This window comes from Burkholderia sp. Bp8986 (assembly GCF_003854225.1).
Classification (GTDB): Bacteria; Pseudomonadota; Gammaproteobacteria; order Burkholderiales; family Burkholderiaceae; genus Burkholderia.
In genome coordinates this window covers 30576-51107 of record NZ_QTQM01000023.1, presented here as the reverse complement: position 1 = coordinate 51107, position 20532 = coordinate 30576, and the positions used below count along the sequence as shown (strand labels likewise).

Below are 20532 nucleotides of genomic sequence, written 5' to 3'. Positions count from 1 at the left end.
GTGAGTCCGTCGTTCAGGGATTCGGGAGGAAGGCGCAACGTGTGCGTGTCAGGCGGCGGCCTGCACGGTCGCGACGGCCGGCGCGCGTTCGGCCTGGCGGCGCTGCCAGCGGCGCACGTGCGGCAGGTCGTCGTCGAGCCAGTACGCGTCGTCGTCGGTGATCACCAGCAGTTCCTCGAATTTCGCGCCGACGCCGGCGAAGCCGAGATGCGGCTCCACGGCCCACAGGCCCGGCACGGGCGCATGCTCGGAGCGGCGGTCGATCGACCACAGCGGCGACCAGCCCTGCTGCTTCGCCGCGCGGCCCTGGTCGAGCAGCAGGTTGCGCGTCGCGTTCAGCCCGAAGCGCGCGACGAAGCGCGGCTTCGACAGCTTGTGGATCTTCGCGACGCGATGCGCGAGCACCTTGAACGGATAGGCCTTGTGGCGCGGCTCGACGCCCTGGCGACGGCACAGCGCGTCGACCGCCTGCGCGACCTCGGCCATCGGGCGGCGCGCCTTCACGAGCTGCACGATCAGGTCGCGATGGTCCATCAGGTCGTCCTGCAGCTGTTCGAGGATCGGGTTGTGGCCGAGGCAGTGCGCGTAGCCGACGTCCGCGACGATCCCGTCGAGCACGGGCGCGACGTCGAGGATCACCGGCATGTCGGTCTCGAGCTGGCGGTTGCTCGGGAAGAACGCGAGGTTGAAGCCGCCCATGTGCTTCAGGCCCGAGAAGCCCTGGAACGCGGTGCGGTCGCCGAACCACGCGAACGGCTTGTGCAGCCAGTCGTGCACGCCGTTGTCCTGCAGCCATTCGGTCAGCAGGTGCGCGGCTTCCTTCTCGGTGATGCCGGGGTAGAGCATCGCGCCGACGGTCTCGACGCAGCGGTACGCAAGCTGCTGGACCGCGCGGAATTGCGGCAGCTCGTCGAGATGGACTTCCGGCAGCGGATGGTGGGCGGTCATGGTGCGTCTCCGTGTGTCGGCCCGGGTTCGCGCGTCGGCGCGACGGGGGTCCGGTGCAAGGCTGGGCGCTGATCCGGAATGCATCCGCCGGTGATCCGGCGGCGGGTTATTCAGTCAGCATTTAATGTGTCATTGATCGATGTAAAGATCATAGCGGGTTCGACGTGGCGCGGAGGTGAGGATTTCTCCTAATGAAGGCCGAAATGGAGGGGAAGCTCTAGGTTTGCGGCGGTCGGGGCAGATGGCCGTCGCTGCGCACGCATCCCGAGCGGGGCAGCCGGCCGGGGAGCGCCACGCGAGGCCGCGGCGCGGGCCTGGCATGTCGCGCTGGATCAACTCCCTGTCGTGTCGCGGCGCGACGCTGTCAAATTGCCGAAATAATTTCGTCACATCATTCGCCCCCGATTCGAAGCCTTCGCGGCTTCGCGGGGCCGGTGTGCCGCGCGTCGCGCGGGGGCAGCGACCGAAGCCGATTCGACCTTCCTGTGGAGACAGACCATGCAACGCCGCAAGTTCATGAACACCCTGGCCGCGGCGACCGCTGCGACGTCGCTGATGCTCAAGGCCGGCATGGCCGGCGCGAAGAGCGCGACCGCGCCGGACGCGCTGGACCCGGGCCGCTGGTCGCCGTTCAACGCCGCGCGCCTGCAGGCGGTGCTCGACCAGCACGGCGTCGCGAGCGCGCGCTACGACGGGAAGCGCCGCCCGTATGCGGTGTTCGACTGGGACAACACGTGCATCATGAACGACTGCGAAGAAGCGTTGCTGATGTACCAGATCAACCATCTGCAGTACAAGCTGACGCCGGACGAGTTCGTCGGCGTGATGTGGAAGGACGTGCCGAAGGGCGCGTTCATGAAGGACTACACGACCGTCGACGGCAAGCCGGTGACGATGGAGGATCTCGCCGCCGACGTCGAGTCCGACTACCGCTGGCTCTACGCGAACTACAAGGGTTTCGGCGGCGACAAGAGCCTCGACGAGATTCGCGAGACCGACCAGTTCAAGGATTTTCGCGCGAAGCTGTACTTCATGTACGACGCGATCTGCGATACGCATCCGCTCGAAGTCGGCTACAAGTGGATCATCTACTTCTACAAGAACATGACGACCGCCGAGCTGCAGGCGATGGCGGAAGCGTCGAACAACTACGGGATCGGCGACGCGCTGCGCAAGGTCCGCTACGAAAGCCCGAAGGCGCTGCCGGGCAAGGCAGGCGTGGTGGCCGACACGCATTTCCACGGCATCCGCATTCACGAGGAAATCCGCGCGGTGATGCATACGCTGCGTGCGAACGGCATCGACGTGTACGTGAGCACCGCGTCGCTCGACGATGTCGTGCGCGTATTCGCCGGCAATCCGAACTATGGCTACGGCGTGCCGCCCGAGAACGTGATCGGCCTGCGTCTCGACATGCAGGACGGCAAGTACACGAGCACCTATCCGGCCGGCTGGCATTTCAACTGGGGGCCCGGCAAGACGGTGGGCATCCGCAACGTCCTCGCGTCGAAGAAGGGCTACGGCCCGCTGCTGGTGTTCGGCGACAGCGACGGCGACGCGTGGATGCTGCGCGACTTCAAGGACACCGCGGCTGGCGTGATCGTGAACCGGATGAAGAAGGGCGAGATCGGCGCGGACAGCAAGCTCGCGGCCGAGCAGATCGGCAAGCCGGACGCGCGCTTCCTGCTGCAGGGGCGCGACGAGCACACGGGGCTGATGATCCCGGACGAGAAGTCGATCAAGTACGGCAAGACCGACCGCAAGCTGCTGGCCTGACGCGGGCCGGGCGGCGGGCATCCGGCATCCGGCTTCCGGTTTCCGGTTTCCGGTTTCCGGCCGCGGCGGCCCCGCGCCCGAGCGTCGCCCGTCGGCATCGGCCGCGGCGTCGCTCGGGCCGGCGCCCGCCCGTCTCACTGCTCGCGCGGCGGCCTCAATCGCTCCAGCAACGCCCCCAGCAGATCCACCGGCAGCGGAAACACGATCGTCGAATTCTTGTCCGCCGCGATCGTCGTCAGTGTCTGCAGGTAGCGCAGCTGCATCGCCTGCGGCTGCAGTGCGAGCCGCTGCGCGGCCTGCAGCAGCTTCTCCGACGCCTGCAGTTCGCCTTCCGCATGGATCACCTTCGCGCGCCGCTCGCGTTCGGCCTCGGCCTGCCGCGCGATCGCGCGGATCATCGTCTCGTTCAGGTCGACGTGCTTGATCTCGACCGTCGACACCTTGATGCCCCACGCATCGGTCTGCGCGTCGAGCGTTTTCTGGATGTCGGCATTCAGCTGCTCGCGTTCGGCGAGCAACGCGTCGAGCTCGTGCTTGCCGAGCACCGCGCGCAGCGTCGTCTGCGCGAGCTGGCTCGTCGCCTCGAAGAAGCGCGCGACCTGGATCACGGCCTTCTCCGGATCGACGACGCGGAAATACACGACCGCATTGACCTTCACCGACACGTTGTCGCGCGTGATCACGTCCTGCGCGGGCACGTCGAACACGACGGTGCGCAGGTCGATCCGCACGACCTGCTGGACGATCGGGATGATCAGCACGAGCCCCGGCCCCTTCACCTTCCAGAACCGGCCGAGCATGAAGACGACGCCGCGCTCGTACTCGCGGAAGATGCGGATCGACGATGCGACGAGCACTACGACGAAGACGATCAGGACGCTGCTGAAGCCAAACGTGTAGCCCATCATGACGGTGCTCCCTGGTGTTGTTGTTCGTGTGCCGGCACGTCGTAGAGCGGCGCGACGGTGAGCGTCAGCCCGTGGCGGCCGGTCACGCGCACGCGGCAACCGGCGGCCAGCGGCGTGCTGCTCGCGACGCGCCAGCGCTCGCCGTGCACGCGCGCCCAGCCCGCCGCCGACGGTGCGGCGCCGGCCGCGCCCTGCGGCTGGTCGGCGTGCAGGCCGTCGTCGAGCACTTCGCCGATGCTGCCGACCATCGCCTCGGCGCCCGTCACCACCGGCCGCCGCCGCGCGCGCAGCGCGACGCTCGATACGACGGCGACGAGCAGCCCGCCACCGGCCGCGAGGCCCACGATCACCGGCCACGGAATGCCGTAGCCGGGCACGTCGGTATCGATCAGCATCAGCGCGCCGATCGTGAAGGCGACGATCCCGCCGAAACCGAGCACGCCGAAGGTCGGCAGGAACGCCTCGGCGACGAGGCAGCCGAGCCCGAGCAGCACGAGCCCGAGGCCCGCATAGCTGACCGGCAGCAACTGCATCGCGAACAGCCCGATCAGCAGGCAGATGGTGCCGGCGACGCCCGGCAGCACGAAGCCGGGATTCGCGAACTCGAAGAACAGCCCGTAGATGCCGATCGTCAGCAGGATCAGCGCGACGTTCGGATCGGTGATGATCGACAGGAAGCGGCTGCGCCAGTCGGGCGCCAGCACGACGAGCGGCGCATGCGCGGTCGCGAGGTGCAGCGTGCCGGCGGTCGTCGTCACGGTGCGGCCGTCGAGCTGGCGCGCGAGGTCGGCCGGGTCCTGCGCGACCAGGTCGACGACATGCTGCGCGCGCGCCTCCGTTGCCGACAGGCTCAACGCCTCGCGCACCGCGCGCTCGGCCCACGCGGCATTGCGTCCGCGCAACTGCGCGAGGCCGCGGATGTACGCGGCGGCATCCTGGGTCGCCTTGCGGATCTCGGTCGACTGCGTGTCGTTCGGCAACTCGGCCGGTGTCGCGGATGCGCCGGACGCGCCCGATGCGCCGGCCGGCGACGGCTTCGTCGCACCTGGCGCCCCAGGCGCTCCCGGCGCTCCCGGCGCGCCGCCGCCGATGCCGAACTGCACCGGCGATGCCGCGCCGAGATTGGTGCCGGGCGCCATCGCGGCAATGTGGCTCGCGTAGACGATATAGGTACCGGCGCTCGCGGCCCGTGCGCCACCCGGCGCGACGAACGCGGCGACCGGCACCGGCGAGCCGAGGATCGCCTTGATGATCAGCCGCATCGACGTGTCGAGCCCGCCGGGCGTATCGAGTTGCAGGATCGCGAGCGGCGCGTGCTCGCGCGCCGCGCGGTCGAGCGAGCGGACGATGAAGTCGGCGCTGGCCGGCCCGATCGCGCCGTTGACCGGAATCACGACGACAGGCGGCGCGGCGACGGGTGCGGTGGCGGGCTGGGTAGCGGGGGGCGGCGCGGCAACCGCCGCGCACACGACGAGCAGCGCCGCGAACAGCGCGGCGCGCGCGACCCGCGCGGACAGCGGGTGACGGGGGCGGGCGCCGGGCGATGCAGGTGCCGGCGGCGGCCCATGACGGTGAATGTGCATCGGGGCGTCCGGGCGGCGCGCGGCCGCACGCCGTCCGGCTCGCGGAAAGGGCGTTGGCCCGATATTTGAAGATTAGGCGGTTTCGGCGGAAAGCGCGAAGGCGGTGCCGCCGGCCGCGCACTCAGCCGGCGGCGCCGCCCCGCGCGAGCGCTTCTTCCCGGTACTCGGCCGGGCTGCGCCCGCTCCATTTGCGAAACGCGCGGTAGAACGCGCTCGGTTCCGCGAAACCGGCGGCGGCCGCGACGTCGGCGATGGTTCGCGCCGGATCGGCCAGCGCCTCGAACGCGAGGTCGCGCCGCAGCGTGTCCTTGATCGACTGGTACGCGTGGCCTTCCTGGTGCAGCTTGCGGCGCAGCGTCGCCTCGGCCACGTGCAGCCGCGCGGCCATCCCGCCGGCGCCGGGCCACGCGGCGGGCGGCATCCCGCGCAGCACCGTGCGCACGCGCTGCGCGAGCGCGTTCGGGTTGCGGTACTTCACGATGAAGCTGGCCGGCGCGTTGCGCAGGAAGGTCTTCAGCGTCTTCGCGTTCTGCACGACCGGCAGCGTCGCGAATTCGGGATCGAAATCGACATACGAATCGGGCTGGTTGAAGCGCATGTCGTCGCACAGCATCGACGGGTATTCATGGTCGGCCGGCGGCGTGTCGCAGCGGAAGCTCGCGTGCAGTACCGGGATGCGTCGCCCGATCAGCCAGCAGGTGAGCCCGTACACGATGATGAAATAGGTCGCGTACGTAAACATCGCGGGCGCCGCGGCGCTGTTGCGGTGCACGAAGCGCAGCCGCACGCGCTGCGGGTTCGCGTCGAGCTCCGCGTGCAGGTCGTCGAGCACGCAGTGCATGAAATTCACCGCGCGCGCCATCGCGTGCAGCCCGTCCTGCGCGGACAGCGCGGCCTGGCTCATCGCAATGAAGCTGCCGCTGCGCATCGGGTGGCGATCCTGCCCGAAAAACTCGTCGTCGAGCGCGCGCGCAATCGCGTTCCACAGCGCGCCGTATTGCTGCGCCGACACCCGCGCGCGCGGCTGCGCGAGCAGCGCGGGCGCGATGCCGGCCTGCGCGAGCAGCGGCTCGGCCGCGACGCCGCGCCGGGTGGCGAGCGCGACGCTGTAGGCGACGAGGCTGATCGCGACGGTTCCCTTCTCTTCCTGCTTCATCGAAGCCGCCGGTATGGCAAAAACGCTCAGTGTAAATGAGCGGCGCGAGCATCGAACAGTCGCGCGCGCTTGCCTACACTTGTTGCATCGAAACGAAAGGTCGGTCGCGGCACGCGGCCGCAGGAGACAGCAGCGCCATGGACGAGCTTTACACCGAAGACCAGCGGATGATCCGCGACGCCGCGCGCGCTTTTGCCACCGAGGTGCTGGCGCCGAACGCCGCGCAGTGGGACCACGACGCGCACCTGCCCGACGCCGTCGTCGCGCAGCTCGGCGAACTCGGCCTGCTCGGGATGATCGTGCCGCAGGAGCTGGGCGGCGCGTATACGGATTACGTCGCCTATGCGCTGGCGATGGAAGAGATCGCGGCGGGCGACGCCGCCTGCGCGACGATGATGAGCGTGCACAACTCGGTCGGCTGCGGGCCGATCCTCGGCTTCGGCACGCCCGCGCAGAAGGATCGCTGGCTGGCCGAGATGGCGGCGGGCCGCATCATCGGCGCGTTCTGCCTGACCGAGCCGCAAGCCGGCTCGGAGGCGCACAACCTGCGCACGCGGGCGGAGCTGCGCGACGGCAAGTGGGTGCTGAACGGCGCGAAGCAGTTCGTGACCAACGGCCAGCGCGCCGGCGTAGCGATCGTTTTTGCCATGACCGATCCGGAAGCCGGCAAGCGCGGCATTTCCGCGTTCCTGGTGCCGACCGACACGCCGGGCTTCATCGTCGGCAAGCCGGAGAAGAAGATGGGCATCCGCGCGTCCGATACGTGCCCGATCACGTTCGAGAACTGCGCGATTCCGGAAGAGAACCTGCTCGGCAATCGCGGCGAAGGGCTGAAGATCGCGCTGTCGAACCTGGAAGGCGGCCGCATCGGCATCGCCGCGCAGGCGCTCGGCATCGCGCGCGCCGCATTCGACAAGGCGCGCCGCTATGCGGGCGAGCGCGTGCAGTTCGGCAAGCCGCTCGCCGAGCACCAGGCGATCCAGCAGAAGCTCGCCGACATGGCCACCCAGATCAACGCGGCGCGCCTGCTCGTGCATCACGCGGCGAAGCTGCGCACGGCCGGTCTGCCGTGCCTGTCGGAAGCATCGCAGGCGAAGCTGTTCGCGTCCGAGATGGCCGAGCGCGTGTGCTCGGACGCGATCCAGATCCACGGCGGCTACGGCTACCTCGTCGATTACGAAGTCGAGCGTCACTATCGCGACGCGCGCATCACGCAGATTTACGAAGGCACCAGCGAAGTGCAGCGGATGGTGATCGCGCGACAGCTTTGAGTCGCGACGCGCGCTCCATCGACAACCACGCAAACAAACAGACATACAGGCAGGCAAACAGGCAGGGCACGAGGGCAGCGCGGCAAACGCGGCACGCAACGACGTGACCGTGCGCCGCGCGATACGGAACCGGGCATGCGCTGCAGCGCGTGCCCGGTTGACCGCTGGGCATGGAGACTCGCCAGGGCATGGGACGTGAGTAAGCGCTAAAGCGCTAACTCACGTCGACCGCGCGAGGCATGGGACGTGAGTAAGCGCTAAAGCGCTAACTCACGTCGACAGGAGACTGGAGACGACACGATGACGGTACAGGCATTCCTGGACGCACGCGACTTTCTGCTGCGCCATCGCACCGACTACGAAACCGCTTACCGCGATTTCGAATGGCCGGTGCTCGATGCGTTCAACTGGGCGCTCGACTACTTCGACCCGATGGCGCGCGGCAACGACAAGCCCGCGCTGTGGATCGTCGACGCGGCAACCGGCACGGGTGACCCGTATTCGTTCGCGCAGATGTCCGAGCGCTCGTCGCGGATCGCGAACTGGCTGCGCGGCATCGGCGTCGTGCGCGGCGACCGGATCCTGCTGATGCTGCCGAACCGTGTCGAGCTGTGGGACGCGATGCTCGCCGCGATGAAGCTCGGCGCGATCGTGCTGCCCGCGACCACGCAGCTGTCGGCCGACGACGTGCGCGATCGCGTGCAGATCGGCGGCGCGAAATACGCGATCGTCGACAAGAACGAAACCGCGAAGTTCGAACAGGCCGATCTCGGCCTCAAGCAGAAAATCGTCGCCGGCGCGCCGCGCGCGGGCTGGCTCGCGATGAACGACGGCTATGCGGCGAGCGCCGCGTTCGAGCCGGACGCCGTCACGCACGCGAGCGATCCGATGCTGCTGTACTTCACGTCGGGCACGACGTCGAAGCCGAAGCTCGTCGAGCATACGCATCGCACCTATCCGGTCGGGCACCTGTCGACGATGTACTGGGTCGGCCTGCAGCCGGGCGACATCCACTGGAACATCAGCTCGCCGGGCTGGGCGAAGCATGCATGGAGCTGCTTCTTCGCGCCGTGGAATGCGCAGGCGTGCGTGTTCGCGTTCAACTACGCGCGCTTCGAGCCGAAGGTCGTGCTCGATGCGCTCGTCAAATACCAGGTGACCACGCTGTGCGCGCCGCCGACCGTGTGGCGCATGCTCGTGCAGCAGCCGCTCGCGTCGTTCGACGTGAAGCTGCGCGAGATCGTCGGCGCGGGCGAGCCGCTCAATCCCGAGATCATCGAGCGCGTGAAGAAGGCGTGGGGCATCACGATTCGCGACGGCTACGGCCAGACCGAGACGACCTGCCTGATCGGCAACACGCCGGGCCAGCCGGTCGTCGCGGGCTCGATGGGGCGGCCGCTGCCCGGCTACCGGATCGCGCTGCTCGACCCGGACGGCGCGCCGGTGACCGAAGGCGAGGTCGCGCTGCCGATCGGCGCCGGCGTGACGCGCCCGGTCGGCCTGATGACCGGCTATGCGAACAATCCCGACGCGACTGCCCACGCGATGCGCGACGGCCATTACCGCACGTCGGACATCGCGATGCGTGGCGACGACGGCTACTACGTGTACATCGGCCGCGCGGACGACGTGTTCAAGTCGTCCGACTACCGGCTGAGCCCGTTCGAACTGGAAAGCGTGCTGATCGAGCATCCGGCGATCGCGGAAGCGGCCGTCGTGCCGAGCCCGGACCCGCTGCGGCTGTCGGTGCCGAAGACTTTCATCACGCTGCGCCAGGGCTACGAGGAGAGCCCCGCGCTCGCGCTGGAGATCTTCCGCTTCTCGCGCGAGAAGCTCGCGCCGTACAAGCGCATTCGCCGCCTGCAGTTCGCGGAGCTGCCGAAGACCATCTCGGGGAAGATCCGCCGCGTCGAGCTGCGCCGCCGCGAGATCGAGCGCGGCGACGATGCGAGCACGCGGATGCCCGGCGAATACTGGGAAGAAGATTTCGCCGCCGAACTGAAATGACCGGCCGCGGGCCGCGCGCGCCGCGTTTTGCCGTGCGTCGCCCGCCACCGGACTGAACCGAACCGGCCGCGCGTGGCATCACGCCATGCGGCCCACTGCAAGGAGAGTGCACTGATGAACGCGAATCCGACGCCCCGCACGGGGCAAGACGTGCCGACGGTCAAGCTGCTGATCGACGGCGCCTTCGTCGAGTCCACCACGAGCGAGTGGCGCGACATCGTCAACCCGGCGACGCAGCAGGTCCTTGCGCGCGTGCCGTTCGCGACCGTCGCCGAAGTCGACGCGGCCGTGCAGGCCGCGCACGCCGCGTTTGCGACGTGGAAGAACACGCCGATCGCCGCGCGCATGCGCATCATGCTGAAGTTCCAGGATCTGGTGCGCGCGAACCTGCAGCGCATCGCGAAGACGCTGACGGCCGAGCAGGGCAAGACGCTGCCCGATGCCGAAGGCGACATCTTCCGCGGCCTCGAAGTGGTCGAGCATGCGTGCTCGATCGGCACGCTGCAACTCGGCGAATTCGCGGAGAACGTCGCGGGCGGCGTCGACACCTACACGCTGCGCCAGCCGCTCGGCGTGTGCGCGGGCATCACGCCGTTCAACTTCCCCGCGATGATTCCGCTGTGGATGTTCCCGATGGCGATCGTATGCGGCAACACGTTCGTGCTGAAGCCGTCCGAGCAGGATCCGATGTCGACGATGCAGCTCGTCGAACTCGCGATCGAGGCCGGCGTGCCGAAGGGCGTGCTGAACGTCGTGCACGGCGGCAAGGAAGTCGTCGACGCGATCTGCACGCATCCGCTCGTGAAGGCGATCTCGTTCGTCGGCTCGACGGCCGTCGGCACGCACGTGTACAACCTCGGCAGCCAGCACGGCAAGCGCGTGCAGTCGATGATGGGCGCGAAGAACCACGCGGTGGTGCTGCCCGATGCGAATCGCGAGCAGACCCTCAACGCGCTGGTCGGCGCGGGCTTCGGCGCGGCCGGGCAGCGCTGCATGGCGACGTCGGTCGCGGTGCTGGTCGGCGAGGCGCGCGACTGGCTGCCCGATCTCGTCGCGAAGGCGAAGTTGCTGAAGGTGAACGCGGGCGCGGAAGCCGGCACCGACGTCGGCCCGGTCGTGTCGCGCGGAGCGAAGGCACGCATCCTGTCGCTGATCGAAGCGGGCGTGAAGGAAGGCGCGAAGCTCGAGCTCGACGGTCGCGACGTGAAGGTGGCCGGTTACGAGGAGGGCAATTTCGTCGGCCCGACGATCTTCTCCGGCGTAAAGACCGACATGTCGATCTACACGCACGAGATCTTCGGTCCGGTGCTGGTCGTGCTCGAAGCCGACACGCTCGACGAAGCGATCGCGCTCGTCAACGCGAACCCGATGGGCAACGGCGTGGGCATCTTCACGCAGAGCGGCGCGGCGGCACGCAAGTTCCAGAGCGAGATCGACGTCGGCCAGGTCGGCATCAACATCCCGATCCCGGTGCCGGTGCCGTTCTTCAGCTTCACCGGTTCGCGCGGTTCGAAGCTCGGCGATCTCGGCCCGTACGGCAAGCAGGTCGTGCAGTTCTACACGCAGACCAAGACGGTCACCGCGCGCTGGTTCGACGACGACACGACGGCCGGCCCGGTGAACACGACGATCCGGCTGCATTGAGCCGCGGAGGACACGAACATGAAGATCGGTTTTATCGGACTGGGCCACATGGGTGCGCCGATGGCGCTGAACCTGTTGAAGGCCGGCCATGAAGTGCATGCGTTCGACCTGAGCGCCGACGCATTGCGCGCGCTGCAGGACGCCGGCGCGCAGGTCGCCGCATCGCCGCGCGACGCGGCATCGGGCGCGGCCTTCGTGATCACGATGCTGCCGGCCGCGCCGCACGTGCGCTCGGTGCTCGCCGGCGAGAACGGCGTGCTGGCCGGCCTCGGCGCCGGCGCGACCGTGATCGATTCGAGCACGATCGACCCGGCGAGCGCGCAGGCGTTCGGCGCGCTCGTGCGCGAGCACGGCGGCGCGTTCGTCGACGCACCGGTGTCGGGCGGCACCGGCGGCGCGGCGGCCGGCACCTTGACCTTCATGGTCGGCGGCAGCGATGCGGATTTCGAGCGCGTGAAGCCGGTGCTCGCCGGGATGGGCAAGAACATCGTCCACTGCGGGCCGACGGGGATGGGGCAGGTCGCGAAGGTCTGCAACAACCTCGTGCTCGGCATCTCGATGGCGGCCGTGTCGGAAGCGATGTCGCTCGGCGTCGCGCTCGGCATCGACCCGAAGGTGCTGGCCGGCATCGTCAACACGTCGACGGGCCGCTGCTGGAGCTCGGACACCTACAACCCGTATCCGGGCGTGATCGACACCGCGCCGTCGTCGCGCGGCTACAGCGGCGGCTTCGGCACCGACCTGATGCTGAAGGATCTCGGCCTCGCGAACGACGCCGCGAAGCAGGCGCGCCAGCCCGTCTATCTCGGTGCGCTCGCGCAGCAGCTGTACCAGACGATGAGCAGCCGCGGCGACGGGCAGCTCGATTTCTCGGCGGTGATCCGCCTGTACCAACCGGCCACCAAGAAGGACGCCTCATGATCGAACTGGACTACGTCGACGACGGCGCGATCGCGTGCGCGACGCTCAAGCGTCCGCCCGCGAACGCCTTCACCGCCGACGGGCTGCAGCAGCTGCAGGCCACCGTCGCCGAATTGAATGCGAACCCGCGCGTGCGCGCGCTGGTGATCACCGGAGACGGCCCGAAGTTCTTCAGCGCGGGCGCGGACCTGAATACGTTCGCCGACGGCGACCGCGCGGTCGCGCGCGCGATGGCCGCGCGTTTCGGCGCGGCATTCGAGGCGCTGCACGACGCGCGCGTCGTGACGATCGCGGCGATCAACGGCTATGCGATGGGCGGCGGCCTCGAATGCGCGCTCGCGTGCGACCTGCGGATCGCCGAGACGCACGCGCAGATGGCGCTGCCCGAGCCGTCGGTCGGCCTGCTGCCGTGCGGGCTCGGCACACAGACGCTGCCCTGGCTCGTCGGTGAAGGCTGGGCGAAGAAGATCATCCTGGCCGGCACGCGCGTCGACGCGGCGACGGCCCTCAGGATCGGCCTCGTCGAGGACGTGGTCGAAAGCGGCGCGGCCCGCGATGCGGCGCTGGCGCTCGCGCGCAACGTCGCACGGCAGAGCCCGCATGCGGTCGCCTACAGCAAGGAGCTGATCGGCCTCGCGCGCCGCGGCGTGCCGCGTAGCGCGGCGCTCGCGGTCGAGCGCGAGCGCTTCGTCGACCTGTTCGACACGAACGATCCGCGCGAAGGCGTGGCCGCGTTTCTCGGCAAGCGCGCGCCGCAATGGCACACCGACGGGGAGTCGCAACGATGAGCACGCCGGTGACGACTCATGACAGCTTCGCGCAACCCGCGCCGGAGGTGCTGTTTCGCGTGGTGAACCGCGTGGCGCTCATTACGCTGAACCGGCCGGCCGCACTCAATGCGTTGTCCTATTCGATGATCGGCGAGCTGGCCGCGCTTCTCGAGCGTTGCCGCACCGACGACCAGATCGTCGCGGTCGTGCTGCGCGGCGCGGGCGAGAAGGGCTTCTGCGCGGGCGGCGACGTGCGCGCGCTGCACCGGATGGTCGCGCAGCGCGAGACCTGGCTGCCGTTCTTCGTCGACGAATACCGGCTCGACTACGCGATCCACACGTTCCCGAAGCCGGTGGTCGCGCTGATGGACGGCGTGACGATGGGCGGCGGAATGGGGCTCGCGCAAGGCGCGGCGCTGCGCGTCGCGACCGAGCGCAGCAAGATCGCGATGCCCGAGACGCGCATCGGCCTCGTGCCCGACGTCGGCGCGACGCATTTCCTGTCGCGCATGCCGGTCGAGCTCGAGCTGTACGTGGGGCTGACGGGCGCGATGCTGTCGGGTGCCGACGCGCTGAGCGCGAAGCTCGCGGATCTGTGCGTGCCGTCGGCGTGGCTCGATACGTTCGAGACGCGCATCGACAGCATCAAATGGGACGGCGACGTGCTGCCGGCGCTGCGCAAGGTGTTCGAGCCGCCGTGCAACGTCGTGCCGCATGCGGCGCTCGATACGCAGATGGCGTGGATCGTCCGTCACTTCGACAAGCGCTCGACCGTCGAGCGGATCGTCGCGACGCTCACGCAGGAGCTCGCGCGCGACGAGCTGTCGCGCGAGCATCGTCAATGGCTGCAGGCGACGCTCGATGCACTCGCCGGCCATTCGCCGACGATGCTGTGCGTGACGCGCGAAGCGCTGCTGCGCGGCCGCCAGATGACGCTCGCCGAATCGTTCCGGATGGAGCTCGGCATCGTCGCGCGCGCGATCGAGGAGGGCGACTTCTGCGAAGGCGTGCGCGCGCATCTCGTCGACAAGGATCGCAAGCCGCGCTGGGCGCCGGCGTCGCTCGTCGAGCTGCGCGCCGAGCGCGTGCGGCATTTCCTGACGTCGCCGTGGAAGCTGTTCGCCCATCCGCTCGCCGATCTCGGCGCGGCGTGAGCGCCGCGTGACGGCCCGGCGCGCCCGTGCGGCGCGTCGGTTTCAACCGGTTTTCTTGATGCTCGCGGGCTGCGGCCGCTCGATCATCGGCGGCACCGCCTGCACGAGCGCGTCGATCACGCAGCGCGTCTTGCGCGGCAGGTAGCGCGTTTTCGGCCAGATCGCGTGAATGTCGCCTTCGCATACGAAGCAGCGATCGAGCACGACGACCATCTCGCCGCGCTTCACGTAATGATCGAGCAGCCAGCTCGGCAGCCACGCGATCCCGAACCCCGATGCGCCGGCCGCCGCGATCGCCTGCACGTCGTCGAAGCTGAGCTGGTGCGGCATGTCGATGCGCACCGTCGAGCCGTCCGGCGCGCGCAGGTCCCACGGCTGCGCGACGCCCGAGCGTGAGTACGCGATCGTCCGGTGGTTCCTCAGATCGTCGAGCGATTGCGGCATCCCGTAGCGCGCGAGATACGACGGCGCGGCGCCGAGGCTCCCGTATTGCGTGCCGAGCCGCCGCACCGCGAGGCTCGTGCTGTCCGCGAGCGAACCGATCCGCACCGCGAGGTCGATGCCTTCCTCGACCAGGTCGACGAAGCGGTCGGTGATCGACACGTCGATCCGCAGGTGCGGATAGATGCGCGCGAGATCGAGCACGATCGGCGTCACGCAGTGATGCCCGAACGCGAGCGGCACGCTCAGCCGCAGCTTGCCGCGCGCTTCGTTGCGGCCGCAATCGAGATCGGCTTCGGCCGCTTCCAGCTCCGCCAGCGCGCGCACGCAGCGGTCGTAGTACGCCTGGCCGTCGTCGGTCAGGCTCTGGCTGCGCGTCGTGCGCTGCAGCAGCCGCGCGCCGAGCCGCTTCTCGAGCCGCGCGATCGCCTTGCCGACCGCCGAGCGCGTCATGTCGAGCCGTTCCGCGGCGAGCGCGAAGCTGCCGGATTCCACCACCTGGACGAAGGTCGTTACGCCGTCGAGTTTGTCGGTCATGGCGGGGTGTGCTGGGGTTGCCCTGATTGCGTCCTGTGATTCCCGAGTCCGGGGAAATGGACGCATCAATGGGGAGGGAAATTCTCACTATAGTACCGATTCCCGCTCAGCGTGCGTTGCCGGCCGCACGCGGCGCATCCTTCTCACCTGGAGGCGCACGGCCTGTCGAGGGCCGTCGCGCAATACGCATGACCCTATCCGACTCCCGCAGGAATGCGGTCGCGCTGGCGGCCGTCTGTCTCACGTCGCTGATGTTCGGCCTCGAGATCTCGAGCGTGCCGGTGATCCTGCCGACGCTCGAACGCGTGCTGCACGGCGACTTCAACGGCATGCAGTGGATCATGAACGCGTACACGATCGCGTGCACGACGGTGCTGATGGCGGCCGGCACGCTCGCCGACCGGTTCGGCCGCAAGCGCGTGTACGTGATCGGCACCGTGCTGTTCGGCGCGACGTCGCTGCTGTGCGGGCTCGCGCCGAACGTGCCGGTGCTGGTCGCGGGCCGGCTGCTGCAGGGCGCGAGCGGCGGCGCGATGCTGATCTGCCAGATCGCGGTGCTGTCGCATCAGTTCCGCGAAGGGCGCGAGCGTGGCCGCGCGTTCGGGATCTGGGGCATCGTGTTCGGGATCGGCCTCGGCTTCGGGCCGATCGTCGGCGGCGCGATCGTCGCAGCGGCGAGCTGGCCGTGGGTGTTTCTCGTGCATGCGCCGCTCGCGGCCGTCGCGCTCGTGCTGATTTGCGGCGCGGTGCAGGAGTCGCGCGATCCGCATGCGGGCACGCTCGACGTCGCGGGCATCGTCACGCTGTCGCTCGCGGTGCTCGGTCTCGCGTTCTATATCACGCAGAGCGCGGAGCTGGGGCTCACGAGTGCGGCCGGCCTCGGCGTGCTCGGCGCGACCGTGCTCGCGCTGGCCGGCTTCTTCGTCGCGGAGCGCACGAGCGCGCGGCCGATGTTCGACTTCTCCGTGTTCCGGATTCGCGCGTTCACAGGCGCGATCTTCGGCTCGATGGGGATGAACTTCAGCTTCTGGCCGTTCATGATCTACCTGCCGATCTGGTTCCAGGTCGCGCTCGGCTACGACAGCGTGATGGCCGGCCTCGCGCTGCTCGCGTACACGCTGCCGACGCTGGTCGCGCCGCCGTTCGGCGAGCGGCTCGCGCTGCGCTACGGGCCAGGCGTCGTGATTCCGGGCGGCCTGTTTACGATCGCGGCCGGCTTCGCGCTGATGCGGATCGGCAGCGGCGTCGAGCACGCGAGCTGGCTCACGATGCTGCCCGGCTGCGTGATCGCCGGCATCGGGCTCGGGCTCACCAACACGCCGGTCACGAACACGACGACGGGCGCGGTGCCGAGTTCGCGGGCCGGGATGGCGTCGGGCATCGACATGAGCGCGCGGATGATCTCGCTCGCGCTGAACATCGCGACGATGGGCTTCGTGCTGGTCGCGGGGATCGTCGCGAGCCTGAAGGCCGGCGTCGCGGGAGCGGTCGATGTGGAGGCGCTGCGCGCGCTGGCGCAGCAGATCGCGTCGGGCCGCACCGACGGGCTGCAGGCGATCGCGCCGGCGCTCGCCAAGGCCGACCCGAACGGTGCGGCGCTGCACGCGGCGCTCGTGCACGGCTTCGGCTGGGTGATGGTGTACGGCGCGGCCGGCGTGGCCGTGCTTGCGACGGCAAGCGCGGTGGCGTTCGCGCCGGCGCGGCGGGGGGTGACGGTGTGTGAATGACGCGTGCGCCGCGCGTCGGGTGACGCGTCGTTGCCGTGACGCGGCAACGAGCGCCATCATCGGCCGGTCGCGTTCCTCGCCGCGCGCTGGCATCGCGCCGATTCCCGTCCGTTCAGGTGCGTGCGCATCTTGTGCGATTGCCGCACGCGGTGTGGTGCGCGGCTGGTTCCGCGCGCTTACGCGCCGTCGCCGCGTGTGTCGATCCTGCGTTGCGTGTCCGCGTCGACGATCGCACGGATCGCGTTGAACAGCGGCGCCGCGTCGGTGTAGCGCCGGCCGTAGCCGAGATTGAACGCGTAGTCGAAGTCCGGCGGATTGCTGCCCTGGTTGTGCTGCAGGATCGTCTCGAGCTTGTCGAGTGCCTTCGCGGCGCGCGCTTCCGGTGATGCCGCCGCCTCGTATTCGTCCCACAGTGCGACGATCTCGTCGCGCAGCGCGCGATCGAGCCCGGCCGTCAGCGTCAGCAGATCGTCGCGTTCGTGCGTGCTCTTGTCCGGATGCGCGGCCTGCTCGATCGCGGGGATGTCGCCGTGCAGCGCTTCGCCGAGATCGTGGACGACGCACAGTTTCAGCAGCTTCGTCGTGCCGACGTCGGGCAGCGCGTCGGCGAACACGAGCGCCATCAGGCACAGCCGCCAGCTGTGCTCGGCCGTGCTTTCGGCGCGCCCGCTCGACGTGTGGCCGCTGCGCAGCACGTCTTTCAGGCGTTCGGCTTCGCGCAGGAAATCGAGCCGCGCGTGGATCGTGTCGAGGTTCATGGCTGGTGGGAATGCTTGGATCGTGCCGTCAAGCGTACGCCGTGCGGCCGCGCTGCGTCCACGCATGAAATATGCGCGCCGCGCTCGTACCCCGCGACCGCCGCGCGAGCTACAGCGTTTCGACGAGGCGCGCGGCGGAGCCGTCCGACAGCGTCATCCGCGTCCATCGGCAGGTGCTGCCGCGGATCGGCACGACGCGCGACGCATTGGCGCCGGTCGCGAATTCGACGCTCGGCGGCCCCGCGTGATCGTGCCAGCCGAGCGGGTCGAGCGCGGCTTCCATGCGGACGATCTCCGGCGACGCATAGCGCCACAGCGACGTGCCGAGCAGCGTCGGCAGCGGCCGCGAGAACTCGGCTGCGCGCGACGGCGAGCACGCGAGCAGACGGTGCGTGAGGTCGCACACGAGATGCATGCGCGCCGCGCTGCTCGCGATCAGCCGCGCGAGCGCGTGGTCGCCCGCCGAATCGAGACGCGCGGCAAGCAGCCGCTCGGCCGTCGCGCGCTCGTCCGGCGACATCTGCTGGATGCCGGCTTCCCAGCGCGAGATCGTCGATTGGGCGACGCCGAACAACTCGGCAGCATGGCTCTGCTTCACGCGATGCAGCGTGCGCCAACGCTTGAGTTGCGGGCCGAGCGGCGGGGTGTGAAGCGGTGAGGCGGGCATGTTCGTATTCCGTTCGGGATGCGGGCCGCGCAGGCGCCGCGTTGCGCAATGGATGAATGGGGCCGTCATTTCCGGGATGCCTGGATTACGACGAACCCGATCGGAACGCGCGTCGTCCGCCAAGGGCGGGTGTGCCGTCGGCGGTGATCGGTGTGCGCTGCATCGTGAGATCCAGACCTGCGATCGCCATCGTGACATGCCGAGCTTAGATCGTGTACGGCTGGTCGAGCAACGGTGCGGCCATCCCGGACGGTACGTCGAAACCCTCGGCGGAATAGCAGCCGCAACCCCGCCAATCGCGCCGTCTCTATCGACACGCCGGGCGTCCGGCTCCGCCGGCAATGTTTTCGCCAGGCTTTCAACCGGCTCCGCCATATCTTATTATTCGGCGAAAGCGGAGCGCGCCGGCCGTCATTGGACATGTCGATGCATGACGCGCCGGTCAGCATTGCCACCGTCCGACTTCCGCATCGCACGATGCACGATCGGCACGACCGGAGGCGCGTGATCTGCGCGTATCCCGAAAAAATCAATACGAGGGCGCCATGGTACGACTGGTGTTGCTGCTGCTGGGCATCGAATATCTGCGAACGCGCTGGCGTGGACTGACCGTGCTGGGCTGGCTGTGGGTCGTCGCGGGTGTCGGCATCTTCGTCGACGCACTCGACGGCGCGCTGCATTTTCCGATCGAACTGTTCGCGTGGCTGTTCCTGATAGAGGGGCTCGCGACGCTCGCGGTGGCCGGCAGCGGCGTCGGCGGGCAGCGCATCCTGCGCTACGTGAAGGGCATCGCGGTCGTGGTGGCCGCCGCGCTCGTGTTCGCGGGCCATCATCACGGACACTTCCTGCTGTCGATGATCTTCGGCACGCTGTTTCTCGTCGACGGGCTGCTGCAGTGCACGTCCGCGTGGATGGTGCGTTACCGGCGCTGGCACGTCGCATTCGCGTGGGGCGTCGTCGAGATCCTGCTCGCGATCTTCTTCTACCAGCCGTATCCGACTCACTATGTGGGCACCGTGCCGTACTGCCTCGGCTTGCTGCTGATGTTCGGCGGCATGCACATGCTGAGCCTCGCCGCGCGCGTGCGGCGGCTGACGCGCAACCCCGCGTTCGTCACGTCGCCGGCGCCGGCGATCGTGCCTGACATCGATACGGCTGCCGACCTCCCGCGCTTCACGCAATCCGAATGGGACGGCCCGCCGGCCGACCACGAGCACGCGCTGACCGTGCACGTGTGGACGCCGACCGGCACGTCGAAGGCCGAAGCGCAGCGCTATCCGGTGATCGACCGCTACATCGCGGCGGTGGACGTCAACGGGGTTATCTCCACCGGCCATGCGGCGCTGGAGTCGCCCGAGGGCATCTACATCAGCCTTTATCCGGCCGTCGAGATCGATCGTTCTCCCGATGAATTCACGCGGATCCTGCGCGCGACGCGCGAGAACGACGTGCCCGGGTTGTTCCAGCCCGACTATGCGACCGAGTCGAAGGCGTGGTGTCCGTCGACCGTGCGTGTCCGCATTCGCAACTACGATCCGGCGAAGCTGGCCGCGTTCTGGTCGTCGTATCGGCAGACGGTCACGTACAACCTCACGCACCGCAACTGTTCGAGCACCGTGTCGAACGCGCTCGAAGCGGCGCTCGACGGCGCGGTGTGGCGGCTCAAGGGCACGCGGGCCGGGTGGGGCGCATTCGTGCGGCTGCTGCTCACGCCCGAGCTGTGGGTCGCCGCGCAGATCCGCAAGCGCGCGGTGACGATGGCCTGGACGCCCGGGCTCACGCTCGACTATGCGCGCGCGCTCAGCATGCTCGCCGATCCGCGTCCGTTCGCGTGGTGGAAGGTCGCGCGCTCGGCCGTGCAGGCGATCATCGCGTCGCGCCGCGCGTGGCGCGAGCAGGACAGCGCGGCGATGTCGTCCGGCGGATCGGAGGCCGCGTCGGTGAAATGATCGCGTGGCGCCGGACGAGGGCCGGCGCGTGAGCATCGGCGTGTGACAGATTCTCGCGCTCGAAGGCGCGGATTCGGCCGCGCGTGCGCGCATGCAGCTTGGCAGCAGCGAGCCGTGAGCAGGGGCATGCTGTCCGCGAGTTCGATGCTTTGCCCGTTCCGATCGCGACGCGATAGGGCCTGCCCGGCCGGCAGGCCGTCATCGTGGGGATGCTCCGTTGCAGGGCGAGCCGGCGTCTCCGGCGGAGAAGGGCGCGTATTGGTACCGGTGCCGGCGCTGACAGGGGTGGCGTTCGACTACGAATTCCTTCGTCCA

Annotated in this window: 16 protein-coding genes; 9 read left to right on the top strand and 7 right to left on the bottom strand. The window is 69.0% G+C overall.

The annotated features are described in order from the left end of the window. Positions 1-48: 48 nt before the first annotated feature. Positions 49-948, bottom strand: a complete 900-nt coding sequence (locus DID99_RS20800) for a M24 family metallopeptidase (protein WP_124667456.1) — start codon at positions 946-948, stop codon at positions 49-51. Positions 949-1446: 498 nt separating this feature from the next. Here DID99_RS20800 and DID99_RS20795 point away from each other — a divergent pair, with 498 nt between their 5' ends. Then, entirely contained in the window at positions 1447-2724 is a 1278-nt protein-coding gene (locus DID99_RS20795) for a haloacid dehalogenase-like hydrolase (RefSeq protein ID WP_124667455.1), read from the top strand. A 134-nt stretch (positions 2725-2858) separates the two neighbouring features. Here the strand turns inward: DID99_RS20795 and DID99_RS20790 are convergent, their stop codons facing one another. The 3 genes from DID99_RS20790 to DID99_RS20780 all read right to left on the bottom strand — a co-directional run bounded on the left by DID99_RS20790 (position 2859) and on the right by DID99_RS20780 (position 6371). Then, complete coding sequence (locus tag DID99_RS20790; protein WP_044846881.1) at positions 2859-3632, bottom strand: slipin family protein; 774 nt, start codon at positions 3630-3632, stop codon at positions 2859-2861. Continuing rightward, entirely contained in the window at positions 3629-5215 is a 1587-nt protein-coding gene (locus DID99_RS20785; RefSeq protein WP_124667454.1) for a nodulation protein NfeD, read from the bottom strand. The genes DID99_RS20790 and DID99_RS20785 overlap by 4 nt, the downstream gene beginning before the upstream one ends. Positions 5216-5336: 121 nt before the next feature. Further along, positions 5337-6371, bottom strand: a complete 1035-nt coding sequence (locus tag DID99_RS20780) for an AraC family transcriptional regulator (protein ID WP_124667453.1) — start codon at positions 6369-6371, stop codon at positions 5337-5339. Positions 6372-6508: 137 nt separating this feature from the next. Here DID99_RS20780 and DID99_RS20775 point away from each other — a divergent pair, with 137 nt between their 5' ends. From DID99_RS20775 to DID99_RS20750, 6 genes are all read left to right on the top strand, one after another. Next, a complete protein-coding gene (locus DID99_RS20775) occupies positions 6509-7642 on the top strand; it encodes an acyl-CoA dehydrogenase family protein (RefSeq protein ID WP_044846910.1) in 1134 nt (377 codons plus the stop codon). Between the two features lie 300 nt (positions 7643-7942). Next, positions 7943-9649 carry an AMP-binding protein gene (locus DID99_RS20770; RefSeq protein ID WP_124667452.1) on the top strand — a complete coding sequence of 569 codons (1707 nt, stop codon included), beginning with the start codon at positions 7943-7945 and terminating at the stop codon, positions 9647-9649. 114 nt (positions 9650-9763) lie between these two features. Continuing rightward, positions 9764-11293, top strand: coding sequence for a CoA-acylating methylmalonate-semialdehyde dehydrogenase (locus DID99_RS20765; RefSeq protein ID WP_124667451.1), 1530 nt, complete (start codon positions 9764-9766; stop codon positions 11291-11293). An 18-nt stretch (positions 11294-11311) separates the two neighbouring features. After that, positions 11312-12214: a 3-hydroxyisobutyrate dehydrogenase gene (mmsB, locus tag DID99_RS20760; RefSeq protein ID WP_044846886.1), complete on the top strand. Its 903-nt coding sequence runs from the start codon at positions 11312-11314 to the stop codon at positions 12212-12214. After that, positions 12211-13002: an enoyl-CoA hydratase gene (locus DID99_RS20755; RefSeq protein ID WP_124523269.1), complete on the top strand. Its 792-nt coding sequence runs from the start codon at positions 12211-12213 to the stop codon at positions 13000-13002. The genes mmsB and DID99_RS20755 overlap by 4 nt, the downstream gene beginning before the upstream one ends. Further along, positions 12999-14138, top strand: coding sequence for an enoyl-CoA hydratase/isomerase family protein (locus tag DID99_RS20750; RefSeq protein WP_124667450.1), 1140 nt, complete (start codon positions 12999-13001; stop codon positions 14136-14138). Before DID99_RS20755 ends, DID99_RS20750 begins: the two co-directional genes overlap by 4 nt. A 42-nt stretch (positions 14139-14180) precedes the next feature. Here the strand turns inward: DID99_RS20750 and DID99_RS20745 are convergent, their stop codons facing one another. Further along, positions 14181-15116 carry a LysR family transcriptional regulator gene (locus tag DID99_RS20745; protein WP_124667449.1) on the bottom strand — a complete coding sequence of 312 codons (936 nt, stop codon included), beginning with the start codon at positions 15114-15116 and terminating at the stop codon, positions 14181-14183. Positions 15117-15304: 188 nt separating this feature from the next. On the opposite strand from DID99_RS20745, the gene DID99_RS20740 reads away from it, so the two are divergent. Then, positions 15305-16843: an MFS transporter gene (locus DID99_RS20740; RefSeq protein ID WP_124667448.1), complete on the top strand. Its 1539-nt coding sequence runs from the start codon at positions 15305-15307 to the stop codon at positions 16841-16843. Between the two features lie 176 nt (positions 16844-17019). Here the strand turns inward: DID99_RS20740 and DID99_RS20735 are convergent, their stop codons facing one another. Together DID99_RS20735 and DID99_RS20730 are read right to left on the bottom strand one after the other, a co-directional pair. Continuing rightward, positions 17020-17601, bottom strand: coding sequence for an HD domain-containing protein (locus tag DID99_RS20735; RefSeq protein WP_124667447.1), 582 nt, complete (start codon positions 17599-17601; stop codon positions 17020-17022). Between the two features lie 109 nt (positions 17602-17710). Beyond that, positions 17711-18268 carry a helix-turn-helix transcriptional regulator gene (locus DID99_RS20730; RefSeq protein WP_044846911.1) on the bottom strand — a complete coding sequence of 186 codons (558 nt, stop codon included), beginning with the start codon at positions 18266-18268 and terminating at the stop codon, positions 17711-17713. Positions 18269-18813: 545 nt separating this feature from the next. Between DID99_RS20730 and DID99_RS20725 the strand changes: the two genes are divergently transcribed. Next, on the top strand, positions 18814-20217 hold the full coding sequence (locus tag DID99_RS20725; RefSeq protein ID WP_124523983.1) for an HdeD family acid-resistance protein: 1404 nt from the start codon (positions 18814-18816) through the stop codon (positions 20215-20217). Positions 20218-20532 lie beyond the last annotated feature (315 nt).

Bases quoted from the DNA above. Each gene is read 5' to 3' on its own strand.
- DID99_RS20800 (WP_124667456.1), bottom strand. From the start codon at position 948: ATGACCGCCCACCATCCGCTGCCGGAAGTCCATCTCGACGAGCTGCCG.
- DID99_RS20795 (WP_124667455.1), top strand. From the start codon at position 1,447: ATGCAACGCCGCAAGTTCATGAACACCCTGGCCGCGGCGACCGCTGCG.
- DID99_RS20790 (WP_044846881.1), bottom strand. From the start codon at position 3,632: ATGATGGGCTACACGTTTGGCTTCAGCAGCGTCCTGATCGTCTTCGTC.
- DID99_RS20785 (WP_124667454.1), bottom strand. From the start codon at position 5,215: ATGCACATTCACCGTCATGGGCCGCCGCCGGCACCTGCATCGCCCGGC.
- DID99_RS20780 (WP_124667453.1), bottom strand. From the start codon at position 6,371: ATGAAGCAGGAAGAGAAGGGAACCGTCGCGATCAGCCTCGTCGCCTAC.
- DID99_RS20775 (WP_044846910.1), top strand. From the start codon at position 6,509: ATGGACGAGCTTTACACCGAAGACCAGCGGATGATCCGCGACGCCGCG.
- DID99_RS20770 (WP_124667452.1), top strand. From the start codon at position 7,943: ATGACGGTACAGGCATTCCTGGACGCACGCGACTTTCTGCTGCGCCAT.
- DID99_RS20765 (WP_124667451.1), top strand. From the start codon at position 9,764: ATGAACGCGAATCCGACGCCCCGCACGGGGCAAGACGTGCCGACGGTC.
- mmsB (WP_044846886.1), top strand. From the start codon at position 11,312: ATGAAGATCGGTTTTATCGGACTGGGCCACATGGGTGCGCCGATGGCG.
- DID99_RS20755 (WP_124523269.1), top strand. From the start codon at position 12,211: ATGATCGAACTGGACTACGTCGACGACGGCGCGATCGCGTGCGCGACG.
- DID99_RS20750 (WP_124667450.1), top strand. From the start codon at position 12,999: ATGAGCACGCCGGTGACGACTCATGACAGCTTCGCGCAACCCGCGCCG.
- DID99_RS20745 (WP_124667449.1), bottom strand. From the start codon at position 15,116: ATGACCGACAAACTCGACGGCGTAACGACCTTCGTCCAGGTGGTGGAA.
- DID99_RS20740 (WP_124667448.1), top strand. From the start codon at position 15,305: ATGACCCTATCCGACTCCCGCAGGAATGCGGTCGCGCTGGCGGCCGTC.
- DID99_RS20735 (WP_124667447.1), bottom strand. From the start codon at position 17,601: ATGAACCTCGACACGATCCACGCGCGGCTCGATTTCCTGCGCGAAGCC.
- DID99_RS20730 (WP_044846911.1), bottom strand. From the start codon at position 18,268: ATGCCCGCCTCACCGCTTCACACCCCGCCGCTCGGCCCGCAACTCAAG.
- DID99_RS20725 (WP_124523983.1), top strand. From the start codon at position 18,814: ATGGTACGACTGGTGTTGCTGCTGCTGGGCATCGAATATCTGCGAACG.